Annotated in this window: 17 protein-coding genes and 1 pseudogene; 6 read left to right on the top strand and 12 right to left on the bottom strand. The window is 60.8% G+C overall.

Annotation, left to right across the window (positions count from 1 at the left end):
- Positions 1 to 43: 43 nt before the first annotated feature.
- Together PUT78_RS13710 and PUT78_RS13715 are read left to right on the top strand one after the other, a co-directional pair.
- Positions 44 to 178: a hypothetical protein gene (locus PUT78_RS13710; protein ID WP_274352839.1), complete on the top strand. Its 135-nt coding sequence runs from the start codon at positions 44 to 46 to the stop codon at positions 176 to 178.
- A 15-nt stretch (positions 179 to 193) separates the two neighbouring features.
- Entirely contained in the window at positions 194 to 1,750 is a 1,557-nt protein-coding gene (locus PUT78_RS13715) for a sulfatase family protein (RefSeq protein ID WP_274352840.1), read from the top strand.
- Positions 1,751 to 1,780: 30 nt separating this feature from the next.
- Here PUT78_RS13715 and PUT78_RS13720 read toward each other — a convergent pair whose 3' ends face one another.
- The 7 genes from PUT78_RS13720 to PUT78_RS13750 are packed head-to-tail and all read right to left on the bottom strand — an operon-like array spanning position 1,781 to position 8,321.
- Positions 1,781 to 2,566 (bottom strand): SDR family NAD(P)-dependent oxidoreductase, encoded by a 786-nt coding sequence (locus PUT78_RS13720; RefSeq protein ID WP_274352841.1) that lies wholly within the window; start codon positions 2,564 to 2,566, stop codon positions 1,781 to 1,783.
- The gene (locus tag PUT78_RS13725; protein WP_274352842.1) at positions 2,563 to 3,663 is read right to left on the bottom strand and encodes an NAD(P)/FAD-dependent oxidoreductase; all 1,101 of its coding nucleotides are present in this window, start codon (positions 3,661 to 3,663) and stop codon (positions 2,563 to 2,565) included. Before PUT78_RS13725 ends, PUT78_RS13720 begins: the two co-directional genes overlap by 4 nt.
- The gene (locus PUT78_RS13730) at positions 3,660 to 5,081 is read right to left on the bottom strand and encodes an FAD-dependent oxidoreductase (protein WP_274352843.1); all 1,422 of its coding nucleotides are present in this window, start codon (positions 5,079 to 5,081) and stop codon (positions 3,660 to 3,662) included. Before PUT78_RS13730 ends, PUT78_RS13725 begins: the two co-directional genes overlap by 4 nt.
- Positions 5,078 to 5,371: a (2Fe-2S)-binding protein gene (locus tag PUT78_RS13735; RefSeq protein WP_274352844.1), complete on the bottom strand. Its 294-nt coding sequence runs from the start codon at positions 5,369 to 5,371 to the stop codon at positions 5,078 to 5,080. Before PUT78_RS13735 ends, PUT78_RS13730 begins: the two co-directional genes overlap by 4 nt.
- A complete protein-coding gene (locus PUT78_RS13740) occupies positions 5,371 to 6,270 on the bottom strand; it encodes a dihydrodipicolinate synthase family protein (RefSeq protein ID WP_274352845.1) in 900 nt (299 codons plus the stop codon). The genes PUT78_RS13735 and PUT78_RS13740 overlap by 1 nt, the downstream gene beginning before the upstream one ends.
- 12 nt (positions 6,271 to 6,282) lie before the next feature.
- Positions 6,283 to 7,161, bottom strand: a complete 879-nt coding sequence (locus PUT78_RS13745; RefSeq protein WP_274352846.1) for an SMP-30/gluconolactonase/LRE family protein — start codon at positions 7,159 to 7,161, stop codon at positions 6,283 to 6,285.
- Entirely contained in the window at positions 7,158 to 8,321 is a 1,164-nt protein-coding gene (locus tag PUT78_RS13750; protein WP_274352847.1) for a CaiB/BaiF CoA transferase family protein, read from the bottom strand. The genes PUT78_RS13745 and PUT78_RS13750 overlap by 4 nt, the downstream gene beginning before the upstream one ends.
- 105 nt (positions 8,322 to 8,426) lie before the next feature.
- On the opposite strand from PUT78_RS13750, the gene PUT78_RS13755 reads away from it, so the two are divergent.
- Together PUT78_RS13755 and PUT78_RS13760 are read left to right on the top strand one after the other, a co-directional pair.
- The gene (locus tag PUT78_RS13755) at positions 8,427 to 9,767 is read left to right on the top strand and encodes an aspartate aminotransferase family protein (protein ID WP_274352848.1); all 1,341 of its coding nucleotides are present in this window, start codon (positions 8,427 to 8,429) and stop codon (positions 9,765 to 9,767) included.
- A gap of 87 nt (positions 9,768 to 9,854) precedes the next feature.
- Positions 9,855 to 10,231: pseudogene (locus PUT78_RS13760) on the top strand (3-keto-5-aminohexanoate cleavage protein).
- Between the two features lie 9 nt (positions 10,232 to 10,240).
- Here the strand turns inward: PUT78_RS13760 and PUT78_RS13765 are convergent.
- Positions 10,241 to 11,032 carry an IclR family transcriptional regulator gene (locus PUT78_RS13765; RefSeq protein ID WP_274352849.1) on the bottom strand — a complete coding sequence of 264 codons (792 nt, stop codon included), beginning with the start codon at positions 11,030 to 11,032 and terminating at the stop codon, positions 10,241 to 10,243.
- 78 nt (positions 11,033 to 11,110) lie between these two features.
- On the opposite strand from PUT78_RS13765, the gene PUT78_RS13770 reads away from it, so the two are divergent.
- Together PUT78_RS13770 and PUT78_RS13775 are read left to right on the top strand one after the other, a co-directional pair.
- Positions 11,111 to 11,716: a protocatechuate 3,4-dioxygenase gene (locus tag PUT78_RS13770; protein ID WP_274352850.1), complete on the top strand. Its 606-nt coding sequence runs from the start codon at positions 11,111 to 11,113 to the stop codon at positions 11,714 to 11,716.
- A gap of 15 nt (positions 11,717 to 11,731) precedes the next feature.
- Positions 11,732 to 12,400, top strand: a complete 669-nt coding sequence (locus PUT78_RS13775) for a dioxygenase family protein (protein ID WP_274352851.1) — start codon at positions 11,732 to 11,734, stop codon at positions 12,398 to 12,400.
- A 236-nt stretch (positions 12,401 to 12,636) separates the two neighbouring features.
- Here PUT78_RS13775 and PUT78_RS13780 read toward each other — a convergent pair whose 3' ends face one another.
- Genes PUT78_RS13780 through PUT78_RS13795 form a run of 4 tightly spaced genes read right to left on the bottom strand, consistent with a single transcriptional unit; the run spans position 12,637 to position 16,119 of the window.
- Positions 12,637 to 13,086: a GlcG/HbpS family heme-binding protein gene (locus PUT78_RS13780; RefSeq protein WP_274352852.1), complete on the bottom strand. Its 450-nt coding sequence runs from the start codon at positions 13,084 to 13,086 to the stop codon at positions 12,637 to 12,639.
- Positions 13,087 to 13,135: 49 nt separating this feature from the next.
- Positions 13,136 to 14,236 (bottom strand): type 2 periplasmic-binding domain-containing protein, encoded by a 1,101-nt coding sequence (locus PUT78_RS13785; protein ID WP_274352853.1) that lies wholly within the window; start codon positions 14,234 to 14,236, stop codon positions 13,136 to 13,138.
- 43 nt (positions 14,237 to 14,279) lie between these two features.
- Positions 14,280 to 15,593, bottom strand: a complete 1,314-nt coding sequence (locus PUT78_RS13790) for a TRAP transporter large permease (RefSeq protein WP_274352854.1) — start codon at positions 15,591 to 15,593, stop codon at positions 14,280 to 14,282.
- Positions 15,580 to 16,119, bottom strand: coding sequence for a TRAP transporter small permease subunit (locus PUT78_RS13795; protein WP_274352855.1), 540 nt, complete (start codon positions 16,117 to 16,119; stop codon positions 15,580 to 15,582). The genes PUT78_RS13790 and PUT78_RS13795 overlap by 14 nt, the downstream gene beginning before the upstream one ends.
- Positions 16,120 to 16,167: the final 48 nt, after the last annotated feature.

Consider the following 16,167-nt stretch of genomic DNA (forward strand, 5'->3'; position numbering starts at 1 on the left):
AGGCTGAAATACCTTGGTCCACGATGCGAACGGGTAAATGCCGATGCGCAGTACCGAAGCCGTTATCATCAATCGGCATGCGGTGAATGACGTTCAGGCAGGCCCCTTTGGCCGCCCGCTGTCGCGGGACAAGGACGCAGGGCAGCACCACGACCGGCAGCAAGGCTTGCAGGAATAAAGGAGAAGCCCACAGATGAGCGACCGTCCGGATTTTCTTGTCATCATGACCGATCAGCACCGCTGGGACTGGCTTGGATGTAACGGCCATTCTGTCCTGCGAACCCCGCATATAGACTCTCTCGCACAAGGCGGCACTTCATTCGGGCAATATTTTGTTGCATCGCCTGTTTGCATGCCAAACCGCGCCAGTTTCATGACCGGGCGCTATCCCAGTGTCCACGGCTTGCGCTATAATGGCTGTCACCTTCCGTTGACGGCAAATACATTCGTGGACGTGTTGCGGGCGGCGGGATATCAGACAGCATCGGTCGGCAAGTCGCATTTGCAGCCGATGATTGACAAGACTGTTGCTCCCAAGGGAAAGACAGGGTCGATCGCAGAAGCGTGGAAGACCGATTTTACCGCCTATGGCCATGAACAGCCGTCACGGTATTCCGGGACGGAAAACTATGATCTGCCGCTTCCGTATTACGGATTTGACCATATCGACATGGTGACCCGGCACGGGACAGAAGCCAGCGGCCATTATCGCCAATGGTTGCGCCGCAACTATCCGAATGCTGCAGAGAACCCGCTGCGGCAACTTCCGCATAACTATACCTGTCCTCAGGCATTACGCACCGATATTCCGGAAGACGCCTATCCAACGGCGTATATCCGTGACAGCGCGGTGCGGCATTTGCAGGCGAATGCAGATAACGAAGACCCGCTCTTTACCTTTGTCTCCTTCCCTGACCCGCATCACCCGTTCAACCCGCCCGGCCGTTACTGGGACATGTACAACCCGGATCAGTTCGCGTTGGGGCCACGTTTTGCCGACCACGTGGCACCGCCACCGCCGCTAATGGCACTATACGAAGACTTTGTGGCAGGGCGCGCACCCGACGCGCGCACCTTCGCCTTTATGGCGCGGGAACAGCACCTCCGCGAGGCTATGGCGCTGACCGCCGGGATGATCGCGATGATTGACGATGCGGTGGGGGCAATCCTGTCGGCGCTTGAGGAGAGTGGCCGCCGCGACAGGACAGTCGTGATCTTCACGTCAGACCATGGTGATTACCTTGGCGACAGTGACTTGCTGCTCAAGGGTCCGTGGATGCGCGATTCGATAAATCGCGTGCCGTTGATCTGGAACGACCCTGATCTTTCGCAGCTAGTCGCGCGTAACGACGCACTTGCGTCCACTGTTGACATTGCCCCCTCTATCCTCGCGCGGGCGGGTTTGCTGCCGTATGCCGGTATGCAGGGCCGTTCCTTCCTTGCCGAACTTCAGGGGGACCGTTCCCTGGCGCGGGCATCGCTGCTGATCGAATATAATGATGCAAATATGCGCTTCGGGTATTCAGCACCGGCGCGCATACGTTCACTTGTCACCGACGACTGGGCGCTGAGGGTTCCCGGGGGTGAATCCTGGGGCGAACTGTATGACCGTCGACGCGATCCCGATCAGGTGAAGAACCTATGGGACGCGCCCGATCATGCGGAAACGCGGCGCAAATGCACAGCGCAATTACTTGATCACCTGATCGCGCAGATGGATGAAAGCCCGCGCGCGCGACACCCGGCCTGACCCGGTTGTTGATCAGGTGAACGCCCGGACTCAGAACCGCCCGCAATCAACCTTCATCTTGTCGCCGGTGATCGCCGAACTGAGATCCGAGGCGTAGTAGAGCGCTGCGCGCCCCACTTCTTCGGGCGCGACCCAGCGCCTTAGCGCCGCCACATCGGTGTAGTTCTGGCGCACGATCTCCTCAACCGGGCGCCCCTCGGCCTTGGCGCGGCGGGCAAGGATGCGGTCCATGTTTTCGCCCGATACCGCGCCGGGCAACAGCGCATTCACCCGCACGCCCACCGGTCCGAGTTCACGCGCCATGGTTTCTGTGATGCCGATCAGCGCAAATTTGGACGCCACATAGGCCGACCGCATCGCATAGCCCTGAATGCCCATCAACGACGACATGTTGATAATCGAGCCGGAGCCCTGCGTTGACATGATCCGCGCGGCTTCCTGCAGGCAATACATTGCGCCCACAAGGTTGATATTCATGCAGGCGACCCAATCGTCCATATCCACGTCGGCGACCGGTGCAATCGGGCCGGGACCACCAGCGTTATTAAGCAGCACATCCACCTTGCCGGTGATCGTCCGCGCTTTGGCAAACATCGCTTTGACCTGTGCCTGATCCGAAACATCGCAGGCGATGGCATGCCCGCCGATGTCTTCTGCTACCCGCTGCAGCGGTTCCAGTCGGCGGCCAGTGACAATGACGGTCGCGCCCGCAGCGGCAAAGACCTTTGCGGTGGCCGCCCCAATGCCGCTGCCGCCGCCGGTGACAATGGCAAGTTTGCCGTCCAGACGGGCGGGGTCAGTTGAACTCGGGTTCATGTGGCTTCCTCATCGAAGTTGCGGGCGGGGTCGAACAGGGGCAGTTCCGGTTCCCGGCTTAGAATGAAATCGCCCATCAGTCGGCCGATATAGGGACCAATGGTGTAACCGCCACGCACACAGCCCAGAACGAAGGCGTTTTCCACCCCCGGCAACGCCCCTGCAAGCGGGTAGAAATCGGGCACATTGGCCTCGAACCCGGTCCAGCTGCGCAAAACCCGTGCGTTGCCAAGACCCGGCAGCGCATATTGCGCCAGTGCCAGATTGGGCACTACGGTTTCCGCAGTCACTTGCCCGCGCCCCGCCTGCGGGGTGCCGCGCCCCTGCCAGCCACCGCCCACCAGTACCGTGCCGTTAGCTTTCTGTTTCATGGTCAAAAGGCCGGTGGCATGGCCGATCACGGTTGAAACCAGTGGCGGCATCCGCCCGGTCACCGAAACGGTGTTGACCCGTGCGCGCACCGGCAGATCAACGCCCAACAGTGCCGCGACCGGCCTGAGCCAGGCCCCGGCAGCCAGCAACAACCGCCGCGCCCGGACCGGGCCGATAGGCGTGGCGAGGGTGAAACCGTTGCTGTCATGATCAACCGCCGTCACCGGGCAGCGCTCATGATAGGAAATTGACTGGTCCTGTAACCGCCGACGATAATACTGCCCGGTAAGCGAGGAATTGGCATAGCCATCCTCGGGGCAATAGCTTGCGGCCACCACCTTTTGCGTAAGGCCCGGCTCGGCCTTCCGCAACGTTTGTGCCGACACAAAACTGATCGGCGCGCCCGCTTCTGCCTTTAGCCGCTGACGTTCATACAGCAGCTCCGCCTCGTGTTCAGTGAACGCCAGTGTGTATCCGCCGGTCTTGTGAAAACCCACGGCATTGCCCATGCGCGCCCACTCGTGATGGCCCTTCAGTGCATAGGGCATAAGTCTGACGCGCTTGATCTGGAGGCTGAGTGTACCAGCATTCACCCCAGAGGCGCCCTGTCCCAAATCGCCCTGATCCAGCACAATGGGCAGCATGCCACCCTCGGCCACGCGCAGGGCGCAAGCGCACCCCATGATGCCGCCGCCGATCACGGCAATGTCGTAAATCCGGGTCATAACGGGGCCGGTTTCGGAATTGGAAGGTCGGAATATTCGAAATCTCCCGCCAGCACCGAAACTGGCACCGGGCGCAGCGGTGGGCGGGGTGTGGGTGGTGGCACGTCGGCCTCTGCACGGCCATCGGCAGCCGCGATCATGCGGGCTACGGTGGTCTGGCAGAATTTGCCACCACAGGCACCCATGCCCGCGCGCAGGCCCGATTTCACGGCATTGCTGCTGCGGGCACCCCCGGCAATTTCTGCCGCGATGGCACTGCGCGTCAGGCTTTCGCAGCGGCAGATAACGGTTTCTTCTGTGGTGAGCTGCGCCAGCCCGGCTCGTGGGATGCTCAGCGCTGTCATGGTGGTGCCGAACCGCGCTGCACGCGCATGGATGGGGCGCAATTGTTTCCGTTCCTTCCGGGTGTCTGCGCCCAGATGCTGCGCGGCGCATAATCCCGCGAGCCTGCCATGGATTTCTGCCGCTGCTGCACCGCGAATGCCTGCGCTGTCCCCGCAGATGAACACACCCGGCACGTCTGTCGCCCCGTCTTCGTCATGCCGGGGCACCCAGCCACCCAATTCGGGATGATAGGCCAGCGCCACCCCGGCCAGTTGCGCCGCCTCTACTGCGGGGATCAATCCGTTGCCAAGGCACAGGCTGTCACCTTCCAGCCCCTGCGATGTGCCAATCGGCGACCAGTCTGGGGCGAGCTTGCGGAACCCGACGCCGCGCACGCGGCTTCCGCCCTCAACCCGGGTCACCGCATGACGCCAATGAATAGGCACCCCACTTGCCATCAGATCGGCAATCCACCGCGCCCCGCGCATCAGCAGATCGGGGCGTGGAAGCATGGCGGGCAGCACGCGCAGCCAGTCACCTTGGCTGTTGGGCGTGACAACGGCGGCAACTTCGCCGCCCAAACGGCGGATTTCAGCGGCAACATAAAACACCAGCGGACCTGTGCCCGAAACGATGATCCGCTTTCCGGGCAGCGCCAGTTCCTGCTTGAACAGCGCAGTCGCCCCGGCCAGCCCCAGCACCCCCGGCGTGGTCCAGCCCGGCACCGGTTGCACGAATTCGCGCGCGCCGGTGGCGATAACCAATGCCCGCGCGCGCAGCGGCGCAGTGCGCCCCCCTTTCAGCATATGCAACTGCCACGCGCCTTCCACAGGTTCGATTTGCCACACCCTTGCATCACCCGCATAGGTGACAGAACTGCGCTTGACGGACTGGCGAAGCCGGTCGCCCGCGTCCCCCTCCGGTGTTGCCGGGGCGTCAAGAATTGCGGTGCTCTTGGCGCGCCAGACCTGTCCGCCGGGCAGGGGCTGTTCGTCCAGCAACATCACGGAGAAGCCCTGGCGCGCGGCCGCCAGCGCCGCATTCGCCCCGGCCGGTCCCGCGCCGATTACCGCGATGTCTGTTTGCAACATCATGCCCGCCCCCTGAACGAGGTCACGACAAGGCCCGGGGCAACGATTTCGCGGCAGCTTTCAACGGCCAGCCCGTCGATGCCTATTACGCATTCCTGGCACAGGCCCATGCAGCAAAACGCGCCACGCGGCGCGCCATCTTCGGGCGCATCCCGCAGATGCAGATGCCCCGCCCGTATCAACGCCACGGCCAGGCTTTCGCCCGCATGGCCCTTGACGGGCGCGTCGTCGAAGGTGAATTCCACCAGTGCGGAACGTCTGATCCGCCCGGAATGATCGGGAACCAGCCGCATCAGGAATAGCTGATCCCAAGCTGGTCAAACGTCCGCTTTATCTTGTCGATATCGGCCTTGGTTGCGGGCAACACCGGATCGCGCGGCACGCCGGAGGGCTGGCCGATCAGGTTCAGTGCCGCCTTGAACGCCGCAGGCCAGGTCGCGGTGCCCATCAGCAATTCGTAAAGCACCGTCAGTTGATAGTGCGCGTGGCGCCATGTTTCGTTCGGGGCACCCCTGCCGACAGCTTCCATATCCGCAGGTTTCAGATCGGTGAATTCCGGCCCCGTCGCGATAAAGCCTTTGGCCCCCAGTGCGAAATTCGGCAGAATGTAATGGCACGGTCCGGTCATCACCGACATCCTGTCGCCCAGCCGCTGCAACAGATGGGTGTGGTAAAAGAAATCGCGCTGGCTTTCCTTGATGCCGATAATATTGTGGTTGTCGAGCAGGGTTTCTGTCTGGTCGATGGTCAGCGAAAACCCCATGCGGCGTGGCGAATTATAGAGCACCAGTGGCTTGTCGGTCGCGGCGGAAATCCTGTCGAAACGCGCGTAAAGCTCTGCCTCCGAGGCTTTCAGCACATAGGTTTGCGGCATTGACAAGAGCACATCGGCACCGTTTTCTTCGGCTGCTTTCACATAGGCCAGTGCGGCGTCGATGGTCGGGGCAGAAATGCCCATCATCACCTTGACCCGGTCCTTGGCGGTGTCCTTGGCCAGCCGCACCAGTCGGCCCCGCTCCGCCGCTGACAGCGCCCAGCTTTCGCCGTTATCGCCCGCGATGCAGATCGTCGTCGCACCACGGCTGATCAGGAATTCGAACAGTCCGGCAAAGGCGTCGTCCATGATTTCGCCCTTGTTGTTGAAGGGCGTGACGATGGCCGGCACATAGCCATGAAGGTCTTCTTTTTGCATTGCTTTGGTCCGTCAGTCAGGAATGTCAGAGGTGAAGATGCTGCCCGTCTGTGCATCGACGATATATAGACGGGACTGGTTGTCGGGGTGGAACGCCACCGAGGTGGTCCACAGCCCGTTGGGCAGGCGTATTTCGGCCACGGGGTCACCAAGCGCGTCGAAAACATATGCACGCCCTGCCTGCGCCTGCGCCACTGCCAGCCAGCCGCGGGTATTGGTCGCCAGCCCGTCCGGCCCCAAACCGCCGGAAAGTTGCAGGAAAGTTCCCACCATCGGCTGGCCGGTTTCGGGCAGGCGCGTCGACAGCCGCCACACCTGATTGGCGCGGGTTGCGGCGACATAAAGCCATTGTCCGTCCGGCGACAGGCAGATGCCGTTGGAATAGGGCACGCAATCCAGCAGCAGCCGCAACCCCCCGGAGGGGGGCAGGCAGTAGGCCCGGCCAGTGGGATCGCTCAGTGAACTGCGGCCGCTATCAGTGAACCAGAGCGTACCATCTGCCCCATAGCACATGTCCGAGAGGCCGAGGAACGGCTGGTCATGTAACCCGGTGTGAAGCACCTTGAAACTGTCCGGACCGGTCAGATCGATCAGCCCGTGACGGTAATCCACTGCGATGTGCCGCCCGTCCGGCGCGATGCGCATGGCGTGTGGTTCGCCATCAATCTTGTGCATTATCTTCCATTCGCCCTTGGGTGAAATGCAGAAAACGCGGCCATAGGGTACGTCCGACAGCCACAGATTGCGATCATCATCAAAGAATGCCGCTTCCAGAAAGGAATGCATCGGCTGCCCCGGTCTGGTCATTCTGGCCCAGGCCGAAGGTGCGCCGGTGTGGCGGTGTGCGTCCGGCAGACGGAAGGCAGGTTCAGCGGTCAACCGGCGGGTCATTTCGCAACCCCCGCCGCGAACAGCGCGTCAATCTCGGTGGCGCTTAAACCACCTTTTGTCAGCACTTCGCGGCTGTCCCGCCCCAATACCGGCGGGGCGCGCTGCAGTTCTGCGCCGCCTTCGGTCATGCGAAACCCTGCCAGCGGCAGCGCGATTGACGGATCGGCGGGCGATGGTGCGAAATATCCGCGCGCGGCCAACTGTGGTGCTGCAATGGATTCTGCCAGCGTTACAATCCGTTCGGCGGGAATGTCGGCAGCTTCCAGCACCGACTGCCATGCGTCAGCACTCCGCAGAATGAAGATGTCTTGCAAAGCCACCCGGATCGTATCGGAATTCTGCCAGATGTCAGTCCATTCGCTTATTCGGTCCAATACCGGAACGTCATGGCCCTGCGCCGCCAGACATGCGCCCAGCTTGCGGTATTGCGATGGCTTGAAGGCCCCCAGCATCAGCGTTCCATCCGCAGTATCAAAGGCCGAGATCCCCGCTTCTTTGCGTTTCGGAACTTCGGGTGCGATATGTTGTGCCGCTGCTTCCGGTGCCATAAGCGACAGGGCGACTTCCAGCATCGAGGTGCTGATATGGCAGCCCCGACCGGTGCGTTCACGCTGCAACAGCGCCGCCGCTATCGCGAATGCGGCCGAATAGCCTGCGGCGTAATCCACGAAAGATACGCCCGGTTTGTGGCCGCCGCTTTGTCCGATGGCGCCAGATGCGGCCTGAATGGTATTGTCATAGGCCCCTTTGGATGCTTTGGGGCCTTGGTCGCCGTATCCGGTTATGGAACAGTAGACGATGCGCGGATTGCACTGGCGCAGCGCTGCGTAGCCAAGCCCGAGCGTGTCCAGCGCGCCGGTCGAATAATTCTCCAGAAAGACATCCGCGTTTTCGACCAGCTTCAGAAGTGCCGCGCGTCCCGGTTCGGTGCGGATGTTCAGCGCCAGCGATTTCTTGTTGCCGCCCTGAACCTGATAGGTCAGGCCAATTCCTTTGGCGTTCAACGCAGGTAATGGTCCCCGCCCGCGTGCGCAATCAGGCGTGTCGGGAAGCTCGACCTTTATGACATCGGCACCAAGCAGTGCGAACTGATAGCCGCAGAAAGGCGCAGCAAGAACCTGCGACAGCTCAATAACCCGTATCCCTGTCAGCGCGCCCATAGTCGGATTTCCCTGTTTGCCGCAGTCGGACAGAACCTTCTTGAGTTTTCTTGCATCGTTTAATATACAAAACATCATCTAGTATACAAGACAAAAGTAGAATCCATGTCCAGCCTACTCCATCGATTATTGAACGCATCGCTGCCGATTGTCGTCGGCGGCGATGGAAATTACCTGATCGACCAGAACGGCAAGCGGTATCTGGATGCCTGTGGGGGGGCCGCGGTGTCCTGCCTCGGACATGACAATGCGAGGGTCCGCGCCGCCCTCAAGGCGCAGATCGACCGCGTTGCGTTTGCGCATACCAGCTTTTTTACCAACGCGCCCGCGGAAGAACTGGCACGCTTTCTGGTTGCGCGCGCGCCAAGGGGCACCGGGGCGGGCCGCGTGATGTTTCTGGGCAGCGGTTCTGAAGCGATGGAAGCGGCGTTGAAACTGGCGCGGCAATACCATCTGGAACGCGGAGAGACTGCCCGCCACAAGATCATCGCCCGCGCCCCGTCCTACCACGGCAACACGCTGGGCGCGCTGGCGACCGGCGGCCATGCTGGTCGGCGTGCACCGTTCCAGCCCCTGCTGCTGGAGGTCAGTCACATCGACGCTGCCTATAGCTACCGGATGCAGAAAGACGGTGAATCAGATGCCGGGTTTGCCTACCGCATGGCCAATCTTCTGGACGAACGTATCCGCGAACTGGGGCCGGAAACGGTCATGGCTTTCGTAGCAGAGCCGGTAGTCGGCGCTTCTCTGGGCACGCAACCCCCGCCGGAAGGGTATTTCAAGCGTATCCGGGAGATATGCGACGAACATGGCGTCCTTTTCATTGCCGACGAGGTGATGTGCGGCATGGGCCGCACCGGCAGTCTGTTCGCGCTGGAACAGGAAGGGATCGCCGCCGACATCACCACATTGGCCAAGGGACTGGGCGCGGGGTATCAGCCAATCGCCGCCGTTCTGGCCGCCGAAAAGGTGATCGCCGCAATCCAGGATGGCAGTGGTCTTCTATGGAATGGTCACACCTATATGTCGCACGCTGTCGCAACCGCCGGGGCGCTGGCGGTCCAGAACGTTATCGAGGACGAAAATCTGCTGGAACATGTCCGCCAGCGCGGCGAACAGCTGCGCAAAGCGCTTCTCTCTCGGTTAGGGGAGCACCCCAATACCGGCGACATCCGGGGGCGCGGCCTGTTCTGGAGTGTCGAGCTGGTTCGGGACAGGGCCAGCAAGGAACCGTTCCCGGCGACGGCGCGGCTGGCCCAGAACATCCAGAAGACTGCCCTTGACCGGGGCCTGATGTGCTATCCGGCGCAAGGATGCGTCAACGGCACTGATGGCGACCATGTTTTGCTGGCACCCGCCTATACATCAACGCCCGGGGAAATTGACCGGATTGCCGAACTGACCGCCGCAGCGGTCAGCGCCGCCCTTGATTTGATGGAGGATTGACATGACTCGCAAGACCGTCCTGACTTCGGCCATCATCAGCAAATCGCCGAATGCATCTATGGGGCGGGCGTCAAGCCAGAGGTCGAGATATTCGACTCGGGTGATTTGCACATGCTGAAGGATTTCATTAGCCGCGGTGTCATCAAGACCCCGCTGATGGTGCTGGGTGTGCGCTTCGGGGCGATGGCCAACCCCGTAACCATGGCTTTCGCGTCGGTCAGTTGCCCGAGGGCACGGAATGGGTGGGCTTCGGTATTGGTCGCATGGCCTTTCCGATGCTGGCGCAGGCCTTCCTGCTGGGCGGGCATTGCCGGATCGGAATGGAGGACACCGCCTATATCGCGAGAGGGGAATATTGCCGTTCGAACGCGCAGCTGGTGGAAAAGTCCGTTGGCAGTATCACCGGTCTGGGCGGCACCCTTGCAACACCGCAGGACGCGCGCAGCATCCTTGGGCTGCAGTGATCCATCATGCTAGGCTGGTCCCCCATACCCCAGCTCGCGCGAGATGCGCAGCGCGGTCGCCTGTGTTTCCGGCACATAGAATGTGTCGATCCGGTCGAAATCGAAACCGCTGTCGGGACCGGAGATATTGACGCAGGCCACGACCTTGCCGCTGTTGTCACGCACCGGCACCGCGATGCTGGAACCACCGGGTTCGTGAAACCCGCGCGAAAAGACATAGCCATCGGCGCGCACCTGATCGACCCGCGCCTTGAGTTCGGCGGGACTGGTCGGCGTGTGCGCGGTCTTTGCCCGCATTTCCAGCCCGTCGCAGAAGGCTGCAAGCTCCGCATCGCTGAGCGACGACAGAAGGCACCAGCCGATGGCCGACGCATAGGCGTCGGATCGCGTGCCGGTCACCATGTTCGACACGAACCCGGTCCGCGCCTGATGGCTGCCAAGATACAGCACATGTTGGCCTTCCAGCACACTAAGATGGGCGCTGACCCCGGTCTTGTCCCGGAGTGCGGACAGATGCGGGCGGGCGATGGTTGTGACCGGCTGCTGATTGAGATAGGCAAAACCCAGGTTCAGAACCCGCGCCCCCAGCGTGAAGGTGTTCTTCTGTTCGGCTTCCTTGATGAAGCCCATGTAGCGCAGCGTGTAGACCAGCCGGAATGTCGACGAACGGCTGAGTTCCATCTTGCGGGCGATCTCGCTCAACGACATTGGTTCTGCCGCCGCGCCAAGGATTTCGAGCACCCGGAGGCCGCGCTGCAGACCCGGAACGAAGTATATGGAATGATTGGCGGATTCAGTCATTTTGCCGGATCAGTCTTTCATCAGGGAACGCGCGAACGTTTTAGATGTAAAACACCAGTTGTTCAATGGAGGAAGCGAATGAGCGAGGAGCAAAGGGCAAATGCCCTGTTGCCGACCAACGAAGATACCTGCGGACCGTATTTTCCGATCTATTTCGGGGATGACAGCCTGGAGGATCTGACCCGCATCCATTCCGGCGTGGTCGCTGGCGCAAGCGGGCAGCACATCATCCTGCGCGGCCGGGTTCTTGACCGGCACGGCAATCTGGCCCATGGCGTGGTCATGGAATTCTGGCAGGCCAATGCCATGGGGATCTACCGCACACCCGGAACGGAAGGGCACCCGGACATTGATCCGTGGTTCAGCGGCTATGGCCGGTTGCGCAGTCACAGCGGGGAATATTCCTTCTGCACGATCATGCCGGGACCGGCGCCGGGCCGCGCACCCAACATCACGGTGACGCTGTTCTCAGATGGTATCAACCGGATTGTCACGCAGCTATTCTTTGCAGATCACCCGGCCAATGATGGTGATCCGCTGCTTCTGGGACTGGATCCAGAGGACCGCGACCGCCTGATGGCCCGGCGTGACGGCACCGCCGCCGCTGGTGCCGAAATCTATCGCTTCGATATCGTGATGGCGGGTGACAATGAAACCCCGTTCTTCGATGATCTCGAAAGCTGAAAGGAAGATGCCAGGATGACAAAACTTGGACGACAGCTCGGCATCGGACCGACTGACAACACATCCGATCAGCGCACACCCCGCAAGCGTTTGCGACTGATCCCCGAGGCGGTTCGGGAAAGTTTCGTTCCTGTTGTGCCTGCACGCGCCGTCACGCGCCAGTACGAATGGGATATGACCCGCATTTCACCCGATCTTCCCCGCGCTGATGGTGACGCGATCGAGGTTTCCGGCACGCTGCGGACCGCTGATGGCAAGCCGGTCCGCGGTGCGCTGCTCGAAATCTGGAATGCCAACCATTACGGGCGCTACCGGCATGTCGAAGATCACTCCGGCCTGAAGCTTGATGAGAATTTCTTTGGTATGGGCCGGGTGTTGACTGATTACGACGGCACGTACCGCTTCTGGACGATCAGCCCCGGCGCCTATCTGGCACGCCCCGATATCGGGCGCTGGCGGCCCAAACACATACACCTGTCGATCAGCGGCGGCCCGGTGCGGCTGATTACGCAAATGTACTTTCCGGACGAGCCGAACAACGCCACCGATCCGATGGCGATCCTGATGGGGGACGCTTTCGGGCGGAACATGGGCAAGCCCTATGCGACTCCCGATATCGATGTAGATCAGGGCTACCGCTTCGATATCGTCGCTGGCGGGCGCAACGCGACATTTTTCGAATAACGGAATTGTCCGATATCTACGCGCTGGGGATCTGTCCCCCGGCCTGCTTTTGAACGGCGATATCTGGATTGTACGGGACACGCGCGTCATCAGTCATGTCAGCCTTGACGAAAGCGCGTCGGTCTGGCGGGGCCTGCTGCTGCGTGGCGACAGTGACTATCGGTACTGATTGCAATATTGCGTTGGGGGGGAGCCGGGGGGTGACTGATAGGTCAGGCAAAGGGCGCACCAGCAGATCAGACGGGTGCAACGTGCAGCCCCGCCGCCGCTATACCCGCGCGGGCACAGAGTTCATCGTTTTCGCCGGTGTCGCCGCTGATGCCGACGGCGCCGATGCCCCGGCCATCGGCGTCAATGATCAGCAAGCCGCCGGAATGCGGCACCATGCGCCCGTCGGATGCAGCAATCGCAGCTGTCAGGAAACCGGGATTCCCCGAAAGCCGTTGTCCTGTCGTCGCGGCGTTGAGGCCCATGGCCAATGCAGCCCAAGCCTTGCCTTGTGCGATATCGGCGCGAAGCAAGCCACACCCGTCCTGGCGTTTAAGGGCGATAATGTGGCCGCCCACGTCCAGCACAGCCACACACAGGGGCAAGAGCTCGCGTTTTTGTCCTTCGGCAAGGGCTGCGTCAATCAGGGTATCGGCTGCATCCAGCGACACCTGCATATTGGCCAGAATTGTGGTCATGGTATATCCCAACAAAGGGGGCGCGCCGGAACCGACGCGCCCGAAAGGTTCAGTAATCAAGTTGGCTATAGATTTCATCCCATAGCAATTGGGCGAAATTCTCTGTTCCGTGCTCTGCGATGAGGGCGTTCCAATGCGCGACATTGGCGACAAAGGTGTCAATCACCTCCTCCGCGTTGTCGATGCCGCGCCGCTCTGCGTCGCCAAGAACCCGTGCGCGCTGGCCTTCCATGAATTCGGCGAATGCCGTACCATATGTGCCGCCCAGATCGGTTACGACCACACCGCTTGATACGGCTGTTTCCATCGCCGCTTCTTCGCGTTTCACACTGGCGTCAATGACACGGGCGATTGCCAGCGGCATGTTGCGGATCATGGCATCCCGGATATCCTGCGGAAGGGCATTCCACGACCCTTCATTGAAGGTCATCAAGGAGATGGCGAATTGCGCGCCGACCGGTACATCGACAATTGTATGCGCGATGTCCTGCAAGCTGAATGATGTAAGCCATTCACGCGCAGCAAAGGTGCAATCGCCCTGTCCGCGCTGGATTGCCTCCATTTGTTGTGGCGGCGGGACATCCAGCTGCGTTGCACCAAGTGCCTGCGCCCAACGCGAATAACCGGGTTGACCGATCAGGCGGCGACCGCGCAGGTCGTCGATGCTGGTCACGGCGCTGTTGCAGATCAACGCAGCCGGCGTGGCCGAATGCGCACCCATAAAGCGTACACCGTTGCGGCTGTAGTCTTCGGCGCAGCGCGGGCAATCGAGAAGCAATGTCTGGGTATAGGCCGCGGCGGTCGCATAGGGATTTCCGCCATAATGGATAAGGTCAGCGAACATCGCGTTGACACGCATGTCAGCCTGGTTTGATTGTGGCTGCGTGAAGGCCGCATCCACGGTTCCATCGCGCACGGCCTCGAAATTCCCGGCGGCATTAAACAGCGAACCCGCCCAGAAATACTTGATTTCGACGGGTGACGTGGCTTCTTCGGCCACCGCCTCGAAGAAGGGGATGATCCCTTGTGAATTGGCGGTCACCGATGGCGGCAAATGCGACGAATAGCTGATTTCATGGGCCTGAACAGCCGTGGCACCGGCTGACAGGAACAGCGCGATGGCTGTGGCGTTTGCAAAAAGGTTCTTCATGGTTCTCCTCCGGGTTGATAGGGTAATGTCATGGCAAGGCGCGTCAGCGCATCAGGCTTGGCAGAAAGAGCGAGATCGACGGAAAGCCGATCAACAGGGCCAGCACGAACAACTCCGCGACGAAAAACCATGCGACGCCGCGAAAGATCGTCTGGATCGGGACATTCGGCAGGATCGACTTCAGCGCGAAGATATTTACGCCGATGGGCGGTGTGATCAGGCCAATCTCGATGTATTTGATAAATATGATGCCGAACCAGATCAGGTTGATGTCGGCTGCGATGTAGATCGGCAGGAATACCGGCAGGGCCAGCAGCAACAGGCCGATCGGGTCCAGAAAGCAGCCCAGCACCAGGAAGATCAGCCCCGTCACCAGGATCAGCGTGATTTTATCGACACCATATTCAATAACGATCTGCGCAATGGTTTCCGGCAGATCCGAGAAGGCCATGAAGCGCGTAAGCAGGATCGCACCGATCACCACAAAGAAAATCGCCGCAGAGGTTTCGATCGTTTCCAACAAGGATTTGCGCAGCACCGCCCATTGCATTTTGCCTTGAAATGTCGCGATTGCCACTGCGGCCACAGCCCCGAACGCGGCTGATTCCGTGGGTGAAGCAAAGCCCGTGTAGATGGTGCCGATCACGACCAGGATGATCAGGGGCAATGGCCAGGTTTCGCCAAGCGCGCGCCATTTTTCGCGCCGGTCAGTGTCATCGGGAACCGGCGGGGCCAGATCAGGATTCAGCCAGCACCGCACCACGATTACGCCCGTATAGACAAAGGCAGTCAGCAGGCCGGGCAGGACACCGGCGATGAACAGTTGTGCCACCGAAACTTCTGCAAAATAGCCATACAGGATCATCGGGATTGACGGCGGGATCATAACGCCCAGTGTGCCCGCGGCTGCGACAACGCCTGTCGCCAGCGCCGGATCATAGCGAAAGCGCAGCATTTCTGGCACTGCGATGCGGCCCATTGATACTGCTGTGACCACGCTTGACCCTGCTGCCGCCGAAAACCCTGCGCAACCGAAATTCGCCGCAACCGCCAGCCCGCCCGGCATCCATGACAGCCACAGTCGCGCTGCTCTGAAAAGCGATGTTGTCATGCCTGACCGATAGGCCACCGTGCCCATCAGAATGAACAGCGGAACCGCCGAAAATTCCCAGCTGTTGGCAAATTCATACGGAACGACCTGCAGCACAGTATAGGTTACCCTTGGCCCGGCAATGATGGTTATGCCGACCGTGGCCACCAGCGCCATTGCCAACCCTATATGAAACCGCAGACCGATCAGGCCGACCATGACCGCAATGCCGATCGCACCCACTGCAAAATTGCTAAGCATCGTCATGCCTCCGCTCCAGGTTGTCGTAGCCACCGGGGACCAGCAGCGACAGCGTTCGGATCACTGCAATGATTGTGAACGCCGCAATCCCCAGGACGGCAAGCCAACGAGAAGGCCAGAGCAGCAGATAGAAATCGCCGATCAGGCGCATGTCCCCGATATTTGTCTGACGTATCGCGCGCAGGGTCATCTGCCATGTCAGGACCGACAGAAAACCGCTGAGCGACAGATAGGTCACCATGGACACACACCAGCGCACCGCGAAGGGCAGGGGCGTGAAAAACAGATCGGCCTTGATATGTGCGCCGCGGCTTTCTGCATAGGCAAGTGGCAGAAAGAACAACGAAACCATATAATACGTGGTCACGATGTCATGTGTGCCGATGATCGGCGACCGGAAGAACCGGCTCATGAATACATCGGCCACGATATGAAGCGTGGCCACGACCAGCGCAACGCAGGCGGCCACGGTGATAAGCGCGGCGAATCTCTCGGCTATAAACTGAATTCCGTTGATAGCAGTCTTCAGCATGGTGCCGCCCCTTCGTAACAAGGCCCGCACCGGCACCTGATGGTGCCC

The sequence above is a fragment of the Roseinatronobacter alkalisoli genome, from assembly GCF_028745735.1.
GTDB classification, from domain to species: Bacteria; Pseudomonadota; Alphaproteobacteria; order Rhodobacterales; family Rhodobacteraceae; genus Roseinatronobacter; species Roseinatronobacter alkalisoli.